At 57.8% G+C, this 17,362-nt stretch carries 12 protein-coding genes; 4 read left to right on the forward strand and 8 right to left on the reverse strand.

The features are described from left to right. Positions 1-83: 83 nt before the first annotated feature. The gene (ggt, locus tag JAO32_RS12745; protein WP_334240939.1) at positions 84-1,865 is read right to left on the reverse strand and encodes a gamma-glutamyltransferase; all 1,782 of its coding nucleotides are present in this window, start codon (positions 1,863-1,865) and stop codon (positions 84-86) included. 161 nt (positions 1,866-2,026) lie between these two features. On the opposite strand from ggt, the gene JAO32_RS12750 reads away from it, so the two are divergent. From JAO32_RS12750 to rpmA, 3 genes are all read left to right on the forward strand, one after another. Beyond that, positions 2,027-3,514, forward strand: a complete 1,488-nt coding sequence (locus tag JAO32_RS12750) for an MHYT domain-containing protein (RefSeq protein ID WP_334240940.1) — start codon at positions 2,027-2,029, stop codon at positions 3,512-3,514. A gap of 239 nt (positions 3,515-3,753) precedes the next feature. Next, complete coding sequence (gene rplU / locus JAO32_RS12755) at positions 3,754-4,086, forward strand: 50S ribosomal protein L21 (protein WP_083345799.1); 333 nt, start codon at positions 3,754-3,756, stop codon at positions 4,084-4,086. Positions 4,087-4,199: 113 nt separating this feature from the next. Next, the gene (rpmA, locus tag JAO32_RS12760; RefSeq protein ID WP_047490196.1) at positions 4,200-4,457 is read left to right on the forward strand and encodes a 50S ribosomal protein L27; all 258 of its coding nucleotides are present in this window, start codon (positions 4,200-4,202) and stop codon (positions 4,455-4,457) included. 59 nt (positions 4,458-4,516) lie between these two features. On the opposite strand, the gene JAO32_RS12765 is transcribed toward rpmA, so the two are convergent. Next, positions 4,517-5,320 (reverse strand): TIGR03435 family protein, encoded by an 804-nt coding sequence (locus tag JAO32_RS12765; protein ID WP_334240944.1) that lies wholly within the window; start codon positions 5,318-5,320, stop codon positions 4,517-4,519. 116 nt (positions 5,321-5,436) lie between these two features. Between JAO32_RS12765 and JAO32_RS12770 the strand changes: the two genes are divergently transcribed. Next, on the forward strand, positions 5,437-6,186 hold the full coding sequence (locus JAO32_RS12770; protein WP_334240946.1) for a TIGR03435 family protein: 750 nt from the start codon (positions 5,437-5,439) through the stop codon (positions 6,184-6,186). Between the two features lie 244 nt (positions 6,187-6,430). On the opposite strand, the gene JAO32_RS12775 is transcribed toward JAO32_RS12770, so the two are convergent. The 6 genes from JAO32_RS12775 to JAO32_RS12800 all read right to left on the reverse strand — a co-directional run bounded on the left by JAO32_RS12775 (position 6,431) and on the right by JAO32_RS12800 (position 17,353). Next, the gene (locus JAO32_RS12775) at positions 6,431-9,148 is read right to left on the reverse strand and encodes a glycoside hydrolase family 3 C-terminal domain-containing protein (RefSeq protein ID WP_334240949.1); all 2,718 of its coding nucleotides are present in this window, start codon (positions 9,146-9,148) and stop codon (positions 6,431-6,433) included. A gap of 95 nt (positions 9,149-9,243) precedes the next feature. Beyond that, positions 9,244-10,659 (reverse strand): sensor histidine kinase, encoded by a 1,416-nt coding sequence (locus tag JAO32_RS12780; RefSeq protein WP_334240951.1) that lies wholly within the window; start codon positions 10,657-10,659, stop codon positions 9,244-9,246. A gap of 39 nt (positions 10,660-10,698) precedes the next feature. Next, complete coding sequence (locus JAO32_RS12785) at positions 10,699-12,108, reverse strand: sigma-54-dependent transcriptional regulator (protein ID WP_334240953.1); 1,410 nt, start codon at positions 12,106-12,108, stop codon at positions 10,699-10,701. Between the two features lie 17 nt (positions 12,109-12,125). Continuing rightward, positions 12,126-14,114, reverse strand: coding sequence for a TolC family protein (locus JAO32_RS12790; RefSeq protein ID WP_334240955.1), 1,989 nt, complete (start codon positions 14,112-14,114; stop codon positions 12,126-12,128). A gap of 50 nt (positions 14,115-14,164) precedes the next feature. Beyond that, positions 14,165-14,845, reverse strand: a complete 681-nt coding sequence (locus tag JAO32_RS12795; RefSeq protein ID WP_334240957.1) for an ABC transporter ATP-binding protein — start codon at positions 14,843-14,845, stop codon at positions 14,165-14,167. Between the two features lie 48 nt (positions 14,846-14,893). Further along, positions 14,894-17,353 (reverse strand): ABC transporter permease, encoded by a 2,460-nt coding sequence (locus tag JAO32_RS12800; RefSeq protein ID WP_334240959.1) that lies wholly within the window; start codon positions 17,351-17,353, stop codon positions 14,894-14,896. Between the last annotated feature and the right edge of the window lie 9 nt (positions 17,354-17,362).

Consider the following 17,362-nt stretch of genomic DNA (forward strand, 5'->3'; position numbering starts at 1 on the left):
TCGACTTCACTTCGTTTCGCTCAGGATGACGCGCTTTATGCGTACAAGTTGCACTTAGATACGAGCGGTGGTGCGAAGCTGCATCAATATCCATCCGCCTTGCCATAAGGCTTGCGTGTGTCGTGTCCACCCAGCAGTTCACCCGTCTTCGGATCGACAGCAATCAACTCGCTATCGCCCCAAACGCCAGGATTCTTCTCATCGAATTCGCCGGAACGCTTGATGACATATCCGCTTGCCTTCAAGGCATCCGCAGTGGCCGTAGAGAACTTCTTCTCCACCTGCAGTTCATCAGGCAAATACTGATGGTGGAATCGCGGAGCATCCGCCGCTTCCTGAATATTCAGTCCGTTATCCAGCACGCTGATCATGTCGTTCGCAACGGTAGTGATGATCGTTGGTCCACCCGGCGATCCCAACACCAGACGCACCTTGCCACGCTTGGTCACAATCGTCGGTGTCATTGCAGACAGCGGACGCTTATACGGCGCGATGGAGTTATTCGGCCCCTGAATCAGGCCAAATCCATTGGGCACACCCACCTTGCCGGTGAAGTCATCCATCTCGTCGTTCATGGCGAATCCCGCACCCTTGATCACGACGCCGGAACCAAACAGAAAGTTCAACGTGTAGGTGTTGCTCACAGCGTTGCCATCGGCATCCACCACGCTGAAGTGCGTTGTCTGCGTGCTCTCGTGCTTGTCGGTTTGCTTTGGCGGTTCCGGCATAAATCCCGCAGGACGGACGAGGTCTTTCGAAGCTGTCGGCTTCATCGGATCAATCGTCTTGCGCCACGCCTTGGCATACTTCATATCCGCCATCTGCTTCAGCGGCATGGTCGTGAAATCCGGATCGCCAAGATAGTCGCTGCGATCCATAAATGCGCGGCGATATGCCTCTGTGATGATGTGTACCTGTCCCGGTGAACGATCCGCACCCAGCTTCTTCAGGTCATAGCCGGTGAGGATGTTCAGCACTTCCTGCAGCACAATGCCGCCGGAAGAGGGAGGCGGAGCCGTCAAGAACTTGTAGCCGTGATACTTGCCTTCCAGCGGCACACGATCCTTCACCTGGTACGCAGCCAGATCGGCCTTCGTAATGTCGCCACCATGCGCGGCCATATCTGCGGCAATCGCATCGGCAATGCTGCCCTTATAAAAATCCTCGGGGTCGTTGGAGATGCGTTCCAGCGTCGCAGCCAACTCCGGTAGCTTTACCGTCTCGCCACCCTTATAGAAGTTGCCATCGCGCTGATAGATTCTGCGGCCTTCCGGGTTCGCAGCCAGCACCTTGCTCTTCCATGTGCTCAACTCTTCCTCGGTCGCGACATACCCATCGCGGGCGTATCGGATTGCTGGCTGCATTGCGGCCTTCAGACCCAACTTGCCGTAATGCTTTTCCGCATACGCCATGCCTGCCACGGTCCCCGGAACTCCGCTGGCTTTGTATCCCTGGCGGCTCATACCCGGAATCACATTGCCATCTTTGTCCAGGTACATATCTCGAAACGCTGCCGCCGGAGCCTCTTCGCGATAGTCAATGAAGTGAGCCTTGCCGTCGCCCAACTTCTTCTTGCCATGCTTGTGCGCCGGACGAATCAGCATGAATCCGCCGCCGCCAATGTTGCCTGCCTGCGGATACACCACGGCCAGGGCAAACGCCACGGCCACAGCGGCATCCACGGCGTTGCCGCCCTGCTTCAGTACCTCCACTCCGGCATCGGTTGCCAGATGATGAATACTCACCACCATGGCGTGTTGCGTGCGGACGGGCGGCGGTGTGGGCGAAACCTGTGCCACGAGAGCGGAAAACGGCGAAACGGCAACAGCCAGAGAGACATATGCGGCAAGCCAACGAGTCTTCATCGGTCTGGGAAACACCTCAGCAATGGGTGGGATTGGTTCTGAGCATATCGCGAGTACACAGGGGCCGCGCATTTTGATGGCAAAACATAACGCCTCTGCGCATACAGTAGGGAAGCGGAAACGTCGTCCGTAGAAACGTCTGGAAGGAAAGTTACTGTTTCGTGCCCGGTACATTTGATCTCTGGACTGTATTGTTCTCGTTCACCATTGCCTCGCTTGCGGGGTTTGTGGCGTTTGAATCTATGGAGCACACCCGTTACAGTCCGCGGCCCGCGGTCTGGACGCTGGTGAGCGGTATCACCCTGGGCCTCGGCATCTGGTCCATGCACTTTGTCGGCATGTTGGCATGGCAGCCGCCCTTTCCGCTCTATTACGCCGTCGCGCCCACTGTTCTCAGCGTTTTGGTGGCGATCGTTTCGTCGTGGCTGGCCATGTATCTCACCGTCAGCCATCGCACCAGCTCCCGCAACATCATTCTGGGATCGTTCGTGGTTGGCGCAGGCATTTGTGCCATGCATTACATCGGCATGGACGCCCTGAAGTTTTCAGAGCCCGTCATGTGGAGCATGCCCGGCGTGGCTTTGTCTTTTGTGGTTGCCATCTTCGCTTCGCTGGGCGCCATGGCCATGCTGCGTCACAGCGGCGCATTCAGTATTCGTCGACAGATAGCGGCATCGCTGGTGATCGGCATTGCCATCTGCGGCATGCATTACACCGGCATGCTCGCCATGATGCTGCCCGCCGGAGCCGTCTCCGTCCAGCAATCGCACGACTTTTCAGGAGCCTTGCTCGCTCGCGTCGGCGTGGGCAATGCGTTGATTTTCATGGCGTGCCTGTTGGTCGTCTTCTATCGCGACAAGGTCCGACTCCTCGAAAACGCCTCCGCCGCGCAGCGGAAAGCTACGGAAGCGCTGCGGGGAGTAGAGCGTATGGGGGCAGCCGGTCGCGTCGCCGCGTCCATCGCGCATGAGATCAATAACCCGCTCGAAGCCGTGACCAATCTCCTCTATCTCGCGGAAAACGGAACCATCGGCCCCGAGGAGCGCAGACTTCTGCAAACCGCGCAGGACGAACTGCGTCGCATCGCCGAAATCACCACGCACACTCTGACGTTCTATCGCCAACCCTCCAGCGCTGCCCAGACATCGTTAGCTGAACTTATGGAATCCACGCTGACTGTCTTCCAGGGCCGGTTGGACAAGCATCGCATTGCGCTCGTACGCGACTGGGACCCCGCCACGCCATCCGTGTATTGCCGCTCAGGTGAAATCCGCCAGGTTCTGGCGAACCTGGTTGGAAATGCCATTGACAGCATGAGTACGCGCGGCGGCACACTCACCCTGAAAATCGCCCCAACCGCTTCCGGCGGTGGCGAAATCTTCGTTTCCGACACCGGCGGCGGTATTTCCGCAGAGAACCAGAGACGTATCCTGGAACCTTTCTTTACGACCAAGGGAGAAGCCGGCACAGGCCTCGGACTTTCCATATGCGCGGAAATCATCCAGCGCCACGGCGGAACCATGACCTTTGAAACCAGCACCACATCTGGTCACAGCGGCACCACTTTCCACATTGTGCTGCCCGCGAAGATGCCTCCAATCCCGTCACAGCCCGATCTGCCGATGGGCGCACAAGCCGCACAACCATAATGAGAAAGGGGCTTTAGCTCCTGAGGGAATTTCAGGTCGCAATCACCCTTGACCCCATCCCCGATTCACGATATTCTTGTCAGGTTTGGCGCATCAGGCGCATGGCTGTGGGGCATCCGGCCGCGTCGTGGTGGGTCTGGGGGACCGAAAGGGAACCAGGACCACTCCGCATCGCCTCTCATTTTGAGCTCATGGTGTTTCAGGCGCACCGGCAACACGGCCGGGCGTGGAGGTTTGTGATGTACGCAGTGATCCGTACCGGTGGAAAGCAGTACCGTGTCGCCCCCGGCGACACCCTGAAGATTGAAACGGCAGCACACAACGACGGCGCGATCGAGTTCGCAGACGTCCTGGCTGTCAGCGCCGAAGAAGGCAAGTTTGAGCAGGAACTGGGCGGAGCCAAGGTGCTCGCCTCCGTCGTGGGCGAAGGCCGCGGCGACAAGATCCTGGTCTTCCACTACAAGCGCAAGAAGCAGTACAAGAAGCTGCAGGGCCACCGCCAGAACTTCGTTGAAGTCAAGATCAACGAAATCCTGGTCAACGGCAAGAGCTTCAAGGCTGAGAGCAAGTAACTCGCATCTCTGCGTTTTTGATTTTGTTGTTCCGCCGCATCTGCGGCACCTATTTCTGAATATTCGCGGACCACGTCGCTGAATGACGATGGCAACCGCAACGAGGCAAAGCAATGGCACATAAAAAAGGTGGCGGTTCCTCTTCCAACGGACGTGACTCAAATGCACAGCGCCTGGGCGTAAAGGCCTTCGCTGGTGAACTGGTCACGGGCGGCAGCATCATCGTTCGTCAGCGTGGCACACCGCTCAAGGCTGGTCTGAACGTTGGTCGCGGCAAGGATGACACCCTCTTCGCCAAGGTCGGCGGACGCGTGATCTTCTCCGATCGCGGCAACCACGGCCGCTTCGTCTCCATCGAACCGGCTGCGTAAGCTCGTCTTACCTCAGTTTGAGAAAGCCCTGCTTCGGCAGGGCTTTCTGCGTTTGCCTCTCAATCAGTGACGGGATGATCCACGTGGTCAACGATGAGGGTAGGGATGGCGCGCTCGTCGGGCTTCAACTGTAGGCCCATCTGCTTCTTCAGGGCCGTGGTGAAGGTGTCGCCCTGGGTTTCATTGGTGCCCATGAGTGGAGCGAAGTCGATAGCCGCGTTCCATTGGCCGGATAGGGAAGTGTCGTCCACGACGGGGCCTCGCTTTTGTCCACCCATGTAATGAGCGAGGCCGCTGAGAGTATCGGCTATCTGGGGCATGGTGTACCCGATAAAACTCATATGGACTATGCCGTCTTTCCAGCGGAAGTCACTGGTGCAGTTCGCGGGCTGTTGTTCGCAGATGCCAGTGAATGCCTGCAGTTTGGTTGGTCCATTGGCTTGCTGCAACAGCAGGACTGGCATGGTGCGGTTTTCCCAGTGGGCGGCAAGAGCGAAGCGTTCTTTCAGGAGGGCCTGCAGCATCAGGCGCATGTCACCTAGCGTTGCTCCTTCGTGGATGCGGGCGGTGATGTGGAAGTGTTGTGTCATTCCCCATAGCGGAAGCTGAGCCATAAGAGCATCGTGCATGCCGCTGTTCGACACGGCATAGGCAGTGACGATCATCTCGAAGAGATTGAGGTCAACGGTAAGTAAGGATGGGGCTTTCCATGTTGCGGGGTGCGCAGCATCGAGGGCGTCGATCTGCGTGTAGTCGGGCTTTGCGCCTTCCTGAAGTGGGCGAATCGAGGCGGCTTCAAAGGTGTTCTGTGCAGAGCATGGCAGCGCTACAAGTAACAGCAGTACGGTCAATAAAGATCGCAACGGACGCTCCCTGAGGGAACGATATACGCACGGCGTGTTGTGTTCCAGTCGCTGATCGATGATTTTCGGAACCGTAGCCCCTTGCTCCGCGTACCGCATACGGAGGCTGCCCAACCATGCGACTTCCCGCCATCTGCGCGCTCTTGCTTGCGCTCATCGTTCCTGCACTGCACGCGCAGACAAAGCCCGTCCGTGTTGAAGTTGCCGTAGTTCACCCACACAAACCTACCGGCGACGATCCATCCAGCCGCCAGGTCATTGGCGGACGCTTCGTTGCCACTGCAACCACGGTGCAAACGCTTATCCGCACGGCCTTCGGCATCGACACGAAAGCCATCGTGAACGCACCCGCGTGGACGGAAAGCGAACTCTTTGACATGCAGGCCACGATCGCCGACCACGCAGAGATCACTAACCCGGAACAGTTCCAGGAACTGATCCTCTCGTTACTGCAGGATCAGTTCGGCTTCCGCTTTCACCGCGATCAGCACGAAAGCCCCGTCTACTGGCTTGTCGTTGACAAGCCAGGCAAAATTGGCCCAGCGCTGAAGGAAACCAAACCCGGCACACGCATGAACATCAGCATGAACGGGGGCCACCGTACTGAAATGCGCGTTGCCAACGTCTCCATGACGGACTTCGCCAAATCCATCCAGAAGCAAGCAGGCCGCAACATTGAAGACCACACCGGCCTCACCGGCAAGTACGATTTCCAAATCCGCTGGGCCACCGATCCCTCACCCGAATCCGACGACTCCACCCTGTTCTCCGTCATCCGAGAACAACTCGGCCTCCGGCTGCAATCTGCAAAAGGCCCCATCGACATCATCGTCGTCGATGACGTGACCCAGCCAGCAGCCGAATAGATGCTGTCAAGCCACTGATGCGGATAACACCAACAATCTAAAAGAAATAGAGTTGGCATGGTATTTCCACCAATTCACTAAAATAGAAATAGACGGAAAGGGCCGCGCTTAAGCGCGGCCCTAACTCTTTTAGAAAGACGATTTTGCCTCTAACTCCAATAGGGAGACGATTTTAGCGACACCGGGAGCCGTAATCCCAATCAAAAGACGATTTTAGGAAAACGGGGGGAGGGGGGACCCCTATCTAGCGCGGCATCTCCTGCGTTCCATCAATGGTGAAGGCTGCGGTCTGTGCTGCCGCCGCAGTGCGCGCGTCCTTCGGCTGCGCTCCACCAACGACAAGGGAGTAGCTGCCCGGCTGCGCTGCCCGGACGCCCTGCGCGTCCACTTCGGAAAGCTGGCGCGGCGAAAGCGTGAAGGTGATTTTCTTCGCTTCACCCGGCTTCAGGGAAACGCGCTGGAAGCCTTCGAGTTGCTGCTTCGGCGAGAGTCCACCGTTGCCCTCCGCAGGCGGCAGAAGGTAAAGCTGAGCCACTTCCTCGCCGGCCACTTTGCCAGTGTTCTTTACCGTCACTTCAGCGGTCAGCGGTTCACCTGCCTTCAGCTTCGCGGTCGACAGCTTCAACCCGGAATAGGCAAAGCGTGTGTAGCTCAGACCATAACCAAAGCCATACAGCGGCGTCCCCGAGAAGTACCGGTAGGTCCGGTTCTTCATGGAGTAGTCGTCGAAGTCCGGCAGATCGCTCTCTGCCTTGTAGAAGGTCACCGGCAGACGACCGCTGGGATTGTTCTTACCCAGCAGCGTATCGGCAATGGCCTGAGCACCCGCCTCGCCCGGATACCAGGCTTCCAGCACGGCGTTGGCATGCTCATCGGCGAAGTTCACGGCAAGTGCGGAGCCATTCAGCAGCACGACGATGGTCGGTTTGCCGGTAGCGACGATCTGCCTCAGCAACTCCTCCTGCGCGGCGGGCAGGTTGATATCGGAGCGGTCACCACCCACAAAGCCGGGAAGCTTTACGGGCATCTCCTCACCTTCCAAGTCGGGCGACAGACCCAGCATGGCGACCACGAGGTCAGCCTGCTTCGCCGTGGCGACAGCCTCGGGTAGCAGCGTCTCAGGCGTAGGTGTCCACTCCAGGCGAATGCCGGAACCAGCAGATGCGGAGTCACGGGAGAACTCGACCATGATCGCGTGTTCCTGCCTGGAGTCGTCGAAGGTGATCTGGAATGCGCCGGGACGATTCGGACGATCCACTTCCGGCAATCCGGTCGTGCCGTTGATCCGTCCACCCGGAGCAACAGGGGCCTGCCGCTTCAGCTCGGTCACCTGCTTGCCATCCACCGTAACGGTGTATCCCTGTGCCGGACCGCAGCCACGGCAACGCCCGGTCTTCACCAGGAACTCATACGTACCCGCCGCCGGTGCGCTGATGGTGCCACTCCACCGCACAGCGAAGGGGCCATTAGGAGCAGCGCGCAACGGGCTGACGCCCGACCAGTCGAAGTTCAGCTCTGGATCAATGCGCGTGATGACGGGCGAGCCGCTGAAGCTGGCAGAGGTGAAGTACTCCGCCTTCAGGCCATGCTCCTGCGAACCCTTGGCGGGATGCAGCATCGCACGTGAGACCGGCATGGCAAAGCCCGCGACATAGGGCGAGCCCGGCGCATACAGCACGCGGCTACCCGCCAACGAGTTACTCAGAGCATCCACCGGCATCACCGGATCATGCGGCTGACCGTTGTAGTTGCCCTCCAGTGAGGACAGCGAGGCAGCATTGGGACCAATGACGGCAACCGTCTTGTACTTACCCGCACGGAGGGGCAGAATGCCATCGTTCTTCAGCAACACCATGGACTCTTCTGCAGCGCGCTTTGCCACAGCAGCATTCGCGGGCGAGTTCACAGCGCTGAAGGGAATCTGCGCGTAGGGAACCATCGACGGAGGATCGAAGAGTCCCAGACGAATGCGTGCCTCAAAGAGTCGACGCAGGCTTACGTCGATGTCTGACTCCTTGATGAGTCCGGCCTTCACTGCGGCGTCCAGCTTCTTGTATGTGCCGCCGCAGTTGGTATCGGTGCCTGCAAGCAGAGCCGTCTTATCCGCATGTTCAGCATCGGGATCGGTCTTGTGGCCGTAGCTGCGATAGAAGTCGTCGATGGCGCCGCAGTCAGAGGTGACGAAGCCCTGGAACTTCCAGTCGTTGCGCAGGATGTCTACCAGCAGCAGCTTGCTGCCGCATGCGGGCGCGCCGTCAATGCGGTTGTACGCGCACATGATGGAATCGGCCTTGGCATCCACAATGGCCGCGCGGAACTGCGGCAGATAGGTATCCCACAGATCATGCGGCGAGGGCTGCACGTCAAAGCGGTGGCGGCTCTCTTCCGGTCCAGAGTGCACGGCAAAATGCTTCGGTGTGGCGATCACCTTGTAGTACTTGGGGTTGGTCCCCTGCAGGCCCTCGATGAAGTTCACGCCTAACTGCGCGGTCAGGTGCGGGTCTTCACCGTATGTCTCCTGTCCACGGCCCCACCGGGGATCACGAAAGATATTGATGTTCGGCGACCAGAATGTAAGACCGAAGTAGATGTCGTGATTGTTGTGTCGCAGGGCTTCGTTGTTCTTGGCACGCGCCTCTGTGGAGATGACGTCGCCAATGGTCTTCAGCAGCGGTGCATCCCATGTGGCGGCCATGCCGATGGCCTGCGGAAACATGGTCGCGTAACCGGAGCGAGCGACGCCGTGCAGAGCTTCGTTCCAGTAGTCGTATGCAGGAACATTTAAGCGAGGAATGGCGGCGGCACCGTTGACCATCTGCGCTGCCTTCTCTTCCAACGTCATGCGGCCTACCAGGTCTGCGGCACGCTGTTCCGGCGAAAGCGACGTGTTCTGATAAGCAGGCTGCTGCGCTTTTGCAGAAAGTACGGTGGTGAAAAGAAGTGCCGCGATGAGGCGTCGCATTGGATCTGCTCCGAAAATTCAGATGTGGGTAAGGTCCGAATGAAGCATAGCGGGAAGGGGATGGCTGTGGCAATTACTTCGCGGTGCGAACGAAGTCATGCTGGAACGGTGATGCTGACGAGACAGCCTTCGCCGGAGGGATGGTTCCCAAGCTGAACGGTGCCGCCGTGCGCCTCTACGATGTGCTGTGTCAACAACAGGCCGATGCCGCTTCCTTGAGGTTTGGTGGTGTAGAAGGGCACGAACAGGTTCGATTCGTTCAACACGCCCAAACCATAATCGCGAATCTCAATGACGAGATCATTGCCTGCTACGCGCCACATGACTTCGATCGGGCGGACAGCGCTGCCTTCTTGAACAGAACGCTCTAGTGTGGCCTCTGCTGCATTCTTAAGAAGGTTAATCATTGCCTGTTCCATCAGTACCGGATCAATCAGCGCAACATGGTTTTCGGATTCGAAGATTGTTACAGGGGCACCATGATCCAATGCCGTGACCTGCTGCATGAAGGGAAAAATTGCAACCGGCTGGCGTTGCAATGCAGGCAGTGCTGAGAGTTTGCGATAGCCCTGAAGAAATCGATTTAATGAGTCAGCACGCGACTCAATGATGGCTAGGCCTTTGCGTAACTGCGCGTCGCGCGATGAGTTGTTTTCTGAATCTGTTTCGGGTGCGAGACGCAATTGCAATGTTCCTGCAATGGACTTGATGGGTGCAAGCGAATTGTTGATCTCGTGCCCTAGAACGCGGATGAGACGTTGCCATGCCTGACGCTCTTCTTCGCGGAGTGCTGATCCGATCTCCGTCAACATGACAAGCCAATGCCGGCGTCCTTGCAGGCGGAAGGCGCTGCGTCGCAGCATCCACCTTCCGGCAAGACCGCGAGGCGGCTGAGGCATCAGCGTGCCATCCTCCAACTCAAGAAGAGACTCTACTCCGAGCGCCTCCGCAGAACTTCCCATATCTGTCAGTTGCAATCCAAGCGCGGTGCGTGCTGCGCGATTGACCATGGCCAATGCACCGTCTTCTGCGAACGCGAGCACTGGCGCATCCATGGTGGAAAGAACACGATCCACCAAGGCGCGTGCTTCGGTTGCATCACGCTTCTGCGCCTGCAACGACTCCGAGAGCAGATTGATCTCCATGGCAAGATCACCTGCCGCATCGCCGCGACGCGCTCCACGCACACGGAATGAAAAGTCTTCGCTGCGGATAGCTGCGATGACATTCGTGAGCGTTTGCAATGGTGTGACGATGCGGTGCAGAGTGCGTTCTGCAAGGATGAGCCAAAGAACGGCGAAGATCAGAAGGGCGATGACGTTGGTGAAGGTATCGACGCCCCACGTGTGGAACAACGTGCCACAGAGCACAAGAAGAATTGTCCCGATTGCGGCAAGCCACAGGCGCATGCGCAATTCGTAGCTCACGCTGCGCGAGGCTTCTGTGCCGGACTGTCCGGGCTTCCATGGCGCGGAGTCCAGAAAGACTTCGGAGCGTTCTTCTTCTTTCATGGAGTCACTCCAGCAAGCAGCGCAAAAAGCATGCTGCTGCTAAAGGCCATATTTTTCCATGCGGCGATACAAAGCGCCACGGCTTAGTCCCAAAGCTTCTGCTGCGGCGCTCACATTGCCCTGGTAGCGGTTGAGCGCTTTGCGAACCAGGTGTGCTTCCACCGCCTCCAGGTCCATCTCGTCCAGGGAGTTTCCTGTCGCAGGACCGTCAGCCTGAAGCGCCAGGTCTGAGAGCGAGATGTATTCAGAGCGTGCCATTAGAACTGCGCGTTCCAGTGTGTGATCCAGTTCGCGTACGTTGCCGGGCCATGCGTAATGCAACATGCGTTCCAGCGCAGCGGGTTCAAAGCCGTGAACAGGACGACGATACTGCGCTGCATAGCGCGAAAGAAAATGCGCTGCCAGCAAAGGAATGTCTTCACGCCGTTCGCGCAAAGGTGGCAGGCTGATTTCTACCGTATTGAGGCGAAAGAGAAGATCAGGGCGGAAGGTGCCAGCGGCTGCAGCGGTACGCAGATCGGCGTTGGTGGCAGAGAGCACGCGAACATCTGCCTTTTGCGTACGAGAAGAACCCAGACGTTCAAACTCTCCGGTTTCCAGTACTCGCAACAGCTTGGCCTGCTGACGCAGTGGGACATTCGCGATTTCATCCAGAAAGAGTGTGGAGGCATGCGCGAGTTCAAAGCGGCCAACACGTTCTGAACGAGCATCTGTGAATGCGCCTTTGACGTGGCCGAAGAGTTCGCTTTCAAAGGTGCCTTCAGAGAGTGCGCCAGTATTGACGGCAACCATGGTGCGTTGCGAACGGAGCGAGATACGATGCAGTGCCTGCGCGACAACTTCTTTGCCGCTGCCATGTTCGCCGGTGATGAGAACGTTGGCATCCGATGGGCCAACACGCGAGATCAGTTCCACCACCCGCTGCATGGACGGCGCGGTCGCAATCATGACCGGCGCGCCTTCTGCATGAAGCATCTTGTTCTCTGCTTCCAGCAGAGCCGCAGAGCGCTGCATGCGATACAGCTCAAGCTGCGTGCGCAGCACGGTTAGAAGCCGTGTATTGTCCCATGGCTTTTGAATGAAATCACTCGCACCGCTGTGCATGGCTTTTACGGCAAGGTCAATGTTGCCCCATGCCGTCATCACAATGATGGGAAGATGCGCGTGGTGTCCGCGGATGCGTTCGATGAGTGCAAGGCCTTCTTCACCGCTGGTGGTATCCCGGGTGTAGTTCAGGTCCATCAGGATGCCGTCAAAGTCTTCGCTGGACAGCGCAGACATCAGCAACGCGGGGGTGCCAGCGCGTTCCAGCACATATCCTTCCGGTTCCAGAAGAAGCTCCAGCGCATCCAGAATGTGCGGCTGATCATCAGCCAGCAATAGACGGCAAGGGCGCTGCTGCGTTGCCAATGCAGCAGCGTGATTCGACGAGTTCGATGCAGTGTCCAATGGTGTTTCCGATGCTGCTAGGGGGTTGGTGGTTGCGGCGCTGCCGTGGCTGAGAGCTGCGCCTGTCCTTGCTTAGCCGATTCTATCGAGATGCCGTTGTTTTCCAACGTCATTCCGCTGGCTCGTTCCAGTTCGACGCGTGCTTTTTCGCGTGCATCCACGGCCGCAAAGTAAGCGGACTCGGCCGTCGTAAGGTCATTGCGTGCTGTAAGTGTTTGCACGGCGCTGCCAGCGCCGAAGCTTTGCTCCTGCTGCATGATGTCAAAGGTGCGACGCGCCAGATCCCGGGCCTTGTCTGCGGAGACAACGCGGGCTTCCGCTTGTCGCAGGGCGTACTCAGCGTTACGGACTTCAATGCGGATCTGCTTCTTCAACTGCTGCAGTAGAAGTTCCGCCTGGCGATATTCAAGCTCCGAGCGATATTGGTCGCTCTTGTTGACGCGGTTGCGGATGGGGATGTTGACGTTGACGCCCACGTAGTAATCCGGTGCACTGCCGTTGAAAGCGTTGCGCAGCGCGCCGCCATACTCTGACGGAACAGTGGAAGTGACACCGGCAAGCGGATTGTTCACACCAGCAAGACCTGTGCCCGCCCAGTATCCGGTAAGTGCAACGCTTGGCAGCAGCGCGTTGTTGGCTGCCTTGCGGCTGATCTGGCGGTTTGTCAGATCCAACTGTTGCTCTTCCATTTCCAATCGCGAGGCCAATGCACGCGTGACAAGTTCATCGCCGCTGGGCATGGGTTGCAGAGGACGTGACACATCCATCGGAACCACAGGCATGGCTTCCAGAGTGGGATCGTCCAGATTGCGTGTCAATGCGTTCTTCAGTAGCAGCGACTGAAACTCCAGCGTGGACTTTGCAATGCTCAGGTCCTGCTCACGCTTAGCGACTTCTGCTTCATCCTTGAGAACATCCATCGCGGGGATGGCCTGCAGAGCAAGCTGCTGGCGACCCATATCGAGCGTCTTCTGTGCGAAGTCTAGAGATTCCTGCTTTACGCGTTCATCCTGCCATGCGCTGACGAGATCCCAATACATGTTTTCAATCTGCGAGACGGTGGCGATGATCTGCAGGCGGAACGCTGCATCAGAAATCTTCTGGTTGTTCTTTGCGATACGCAGATAACGAAGGTTTGGGCCAAGGCCGAAACCTGCAAGCAGTTGTTGTTGGACGAGCACGCGGAAGTAGCTGTCAAGCTGCGGATTGAGGAAGTTGCCCTTACTATTCGTGGCCACACGGTCACCGGAGAAGCTGACTTTCACGCTGGTTCCGGTTGCAAAGGCTTGTTGCAGGCTCATGTCACCTGAAACGGTATTGGATTGCAGAATGGGGACGCCGTTGAGCAGCAGGTTCGAAAGTGGCTCTGCATAGTGGTGCACGTTGAAATCCCCAACGAACATGGGGTCATACGAAGACACCGTCGTGCCCGTGCCGAGTGTGGATTGCACAAGACCGGATGCGCCTGCGCCCGCACCACCTGCGCCTGCGCTCGTACCACCGGCGCCACCGCCGCCAGAGTTGCCGGAACCTGCGGAGCCACCACTGGGTGTGTTCGAAACGATGCCCGTATTTACACCGCGTGTTGATCCGCCAGCGCGCGTACGCATCACGTCAGCTTCCGCGATGGGCAGGTTGTATCGCGCAATCGCAAGGTCAAGATTGTTTTCCAGCGCGAGTTCGATCGCATCGCGGAGATGCAGTTCAATCTTGCCGTTATGCGTTAGCGTGTCCAGGCGCGGTGAATTTGCAATGCTTGCCGGTGCCACAGAGCTGGGCATGTAGGCGCGGAAAGGATTCCACGAGTGTGGCACAGTAACTGGCACCGGTGGTGGTAGCGTTGCCGCAGTGCTTTTCAATGGAACCGTTGCAGGCGCAGGATTCTGCGGCAGCGGAGCAGCGGCGTCCTGTGCATGCAGATGCACAGCAGAGAACGCGAGCGCCAGCGTTCCCAGGCATGCCGTGTGGAGAAGCTCGCGGTATCGGTCGTGTTTTGCAGATGCCATCAGTTGATCCTTCATCGATTGCGATTGTTCCGTTGGGGAAGAAAAGTGTGTCATGCAGGTGTTTCGTCTTCTGGAGTCATCCAGCCGTCGCGCAGTTCGATGATGCGTGAACCGAAGCGCGCATTTTCAATGGAATGGCTTACCTGGACGATGGTGGTGCCTGCACGATTTAGTTCTGTAAAGAGCTGCATAACCTCTGCGGCCTGCGCCGAATGCAGGTTGCCCGTGGGCTCATCGGCAAGCAGAAGCTCAGGCTTGTGAATGACGGCGCGCGCAACACCCACGATCTGTTGCTGGCCGCCGGATAGTTGCGAAGGGTACAAATCCTTCTTACCGACAATCTGGAAACGATCGAGTGTGTCAGCGACCAGCGCTTGACGTTCGCCGCGCGGCATGTTCTTGTAGCTGAGCGGAAGCTCAATGTTTTCCGCTACGGTAAGGTCATCCAGAAGATGAAAGCTCTGAAAGACCATGCCGATCTTGCGGCGTGCCACTTCTGCGCGCTGCTTGCGATTCATCGTGTGGATAGGCTCGTGGTCCAGCCAGTATTCGCCGCGCCAGCCATCGTCAAGCATGGCGAGTACATTCAGCAGTGTGGACTTGCCAGCACCACTGGGACCCATCAATGTGATGAACTCTCCGGGACGGACGGTGATGTTGATACGGCGTAGAACCCATGTCTCGCCGACGGCGTGTTTGTAGCTTCGTTCAATGTTCTTTAGTTCAATCATTGTTTGCTCAATCGGGCTCTTCTTCGATACGTCGTAAATACGGGTGCGCTATTCTGCGCGTAACGCCTGCATCAGTTCTGTGGATGCAGCGCGTTGGCTGGGGATGACTGTGGCTGCAACGGCTAGAACAAAGACCAGCGCTGCAGCAATGACAAAGGAAATGGTATCGACCGGTGGCAGCTTGCCTAGGTTCGCGCTGACGATGCGCATCAGAGCTACGCTGCCAATGATTCCAACGGCAATGCCGAGTGCTGTAACAATTGCGGCATGAAGCAGTACCATTCCTGCAAGTTGCTCGCGCTGTGCGCCGAGTGCGAATCGCAAAGCAAACTCAAAGCGTCGCTGTGCCACGGTGTAAGCTGTGACGCCATACATGCCGACGGCTGCCAGTAACAGACTGACTGCTGCAAACGAGGCAAGCAACGTGCTGCGGAAGCGATCGGTGCGCTGGCTTTCTCCGATGTTTTCCTTCAACGTGGACGTTGTGGCGGCAACATCCGGAAAGTTACGCTGGATGGAAGTGCGCAGCTCTTGCGTCATGACTGCGGGATCGGCCTTGGTGCGAGCAATGAGCTGAATGTCTGAGGCGCGTGCGGGATGCTGTGCCAGGGGAATATAGAACGCGGTGCCTGCAGGCGTGCCAGGTGCATCGTGGCGGATATTGCCCACAACGCCGACGATGGTCCACCACTCACCCTTGCTGTCATAGCCACACATAATCTGTTGGCCAATGGGATCGGTGTGGGGGAATTGCTCGTCTGCGAGTGCTTTGTTGATCACAAGAACTCTTGCGGCACCAAAGTTGTCGGCGTCGGTGAGGTTGCGTCCGCGCAGAACGGGAACGCTCATTGTCGCAAAGACCTCTGGAGTGCTTGCGTGTATGTCTGCATAAGGCAACGTCACACCGGGTGCGAAGACGGTGCGGCCACGGATAGCGTAGCCAACATCCGGGCTGCCACCTCCCATCGGTGCGCCGTCAATTGCAGCTGCTGCCTCTACGCCGGGTGTTTTGCGAACGGAGGTTAGCAGAGCATCCAGGCGTGCCATGCGACGAAGACGCCATGCCTGACGTTCAGCGAGCAATTCCGGTGTAGCATCGCCTTCACTGCTGAGACCGGGATAAGCATCGCTGGAGACCTGATGCGTGTCCACTGTGAGCAAGTGTTGCGGTTGAAAGCCAAGTTCCTGCTGTGCATCCTGGATGAGCTGTCGCGTGAGTGCGACAGCAGTGACAGAGAGCGCGAGAGTGAAAGCGACTTCTGCGACGATGAGTCCATCGCGCAAACGCACGGAGCGACGGCTTTCGCTGGTGCGTTCCGAGTCGGCACGCAGAACGGTGGCAGGATCAAGTCGCCATGAGCGCCACACGGGCAGGATCGATGTAAGCAGCATCAGTGCAGCACTGACAGCAAGAGAAAAGAGAAAGACATCGCGATTCAGATGAATATCCGCGAGGCGCGGTGTGTCCGGAGGAGCCATGCGTGTGAGCGCACGCAGTCCAACGGCAGCAACGCCAAGCGCGGCGACACCGCCGGCGACGGCCAGTAGAAGCGATTCCATCACGGCACGCATGAGGAGATCTTTGCGTGTAGCTCCAAGCGCAGAACGAACACTGATGGCGCGACGCATGCGCGTGGAGCGCACCAGTTGCAGATGCGTAACGTTGGCACAGACGATAAGCAGCACTACTCCAACCGAACCCATCAGCAGGCGCAGCGTGGGACGCAGATTGCCCACAATGGATTCCTGCAGAGAACGCGCGACAAGTGCGCTTGCCTTCTCTTCGGGATAGGTGGCCTGCAGACGATGTGAGAGGCTATCGAGTTCTGCATCAAGCTGCTGTTGCGAGACGCCTTCACGCCGCTTACCTACGGCCCACTGGTTGAAGGCTGTGCGGTTTTGATTTTCTGGTTTGGCAAGTTCTTCCAGCCAGATTTCACTTTGCCGTGGAAAATTGAATCCGGCAGGAAGCACGCCAACAATGGTGTAGGCGCGAGCAGCTTTAACGGTTTGTCCCAGAGCGTTCTGCGCTGAACCAAAATGGTCGCGTGCGAAAGACTCGCTGACCATGGCCTTGTCGGCTGCGTTGTCATCTTCGCGGAAGGTTGTTCCTGCTACTGGGATAACGCCCATGACTGTTGGAAAGGAAGGGCTCACTCCACCGATGGGCAGGTAGAATGCCTGCCCTCCTACGGAGATGCCGGACTTGCCGTAGAGGTAATAGTAGGCAACGGACTCCAGGCCCTGTACCTGTTGCAGGTCTGTGTAGTCAGCACCACCAACGCGCGGATTTAAGTGGCCACTCTGTAGTTTGAGCGTACCCAGGGCGACGATGCGATTGGCATCGTGATAGCCCAACGGGCGCAGCAGAACAGAATCGACCATGGTAAAGATGGCCGTGTTCAGACCTACACCTACGGCGAGGGTAAGGATCACCGTAATAGTGAACAGAGGAGCGTTGCGCAGGCTGCGCCATGCGTAGCGGATGTCTTGGAGAAGCTTGTTCATCCTTACCCT

The sequence above is a fragment of the Terriglobus sp. ADX1 genome, from assembly GCF_036877645.1.
GTDB lineage: Bacteria > Acidobacteriota > Terriglobia > Terriglobales > Acidobacteriaceae > Terriglobus.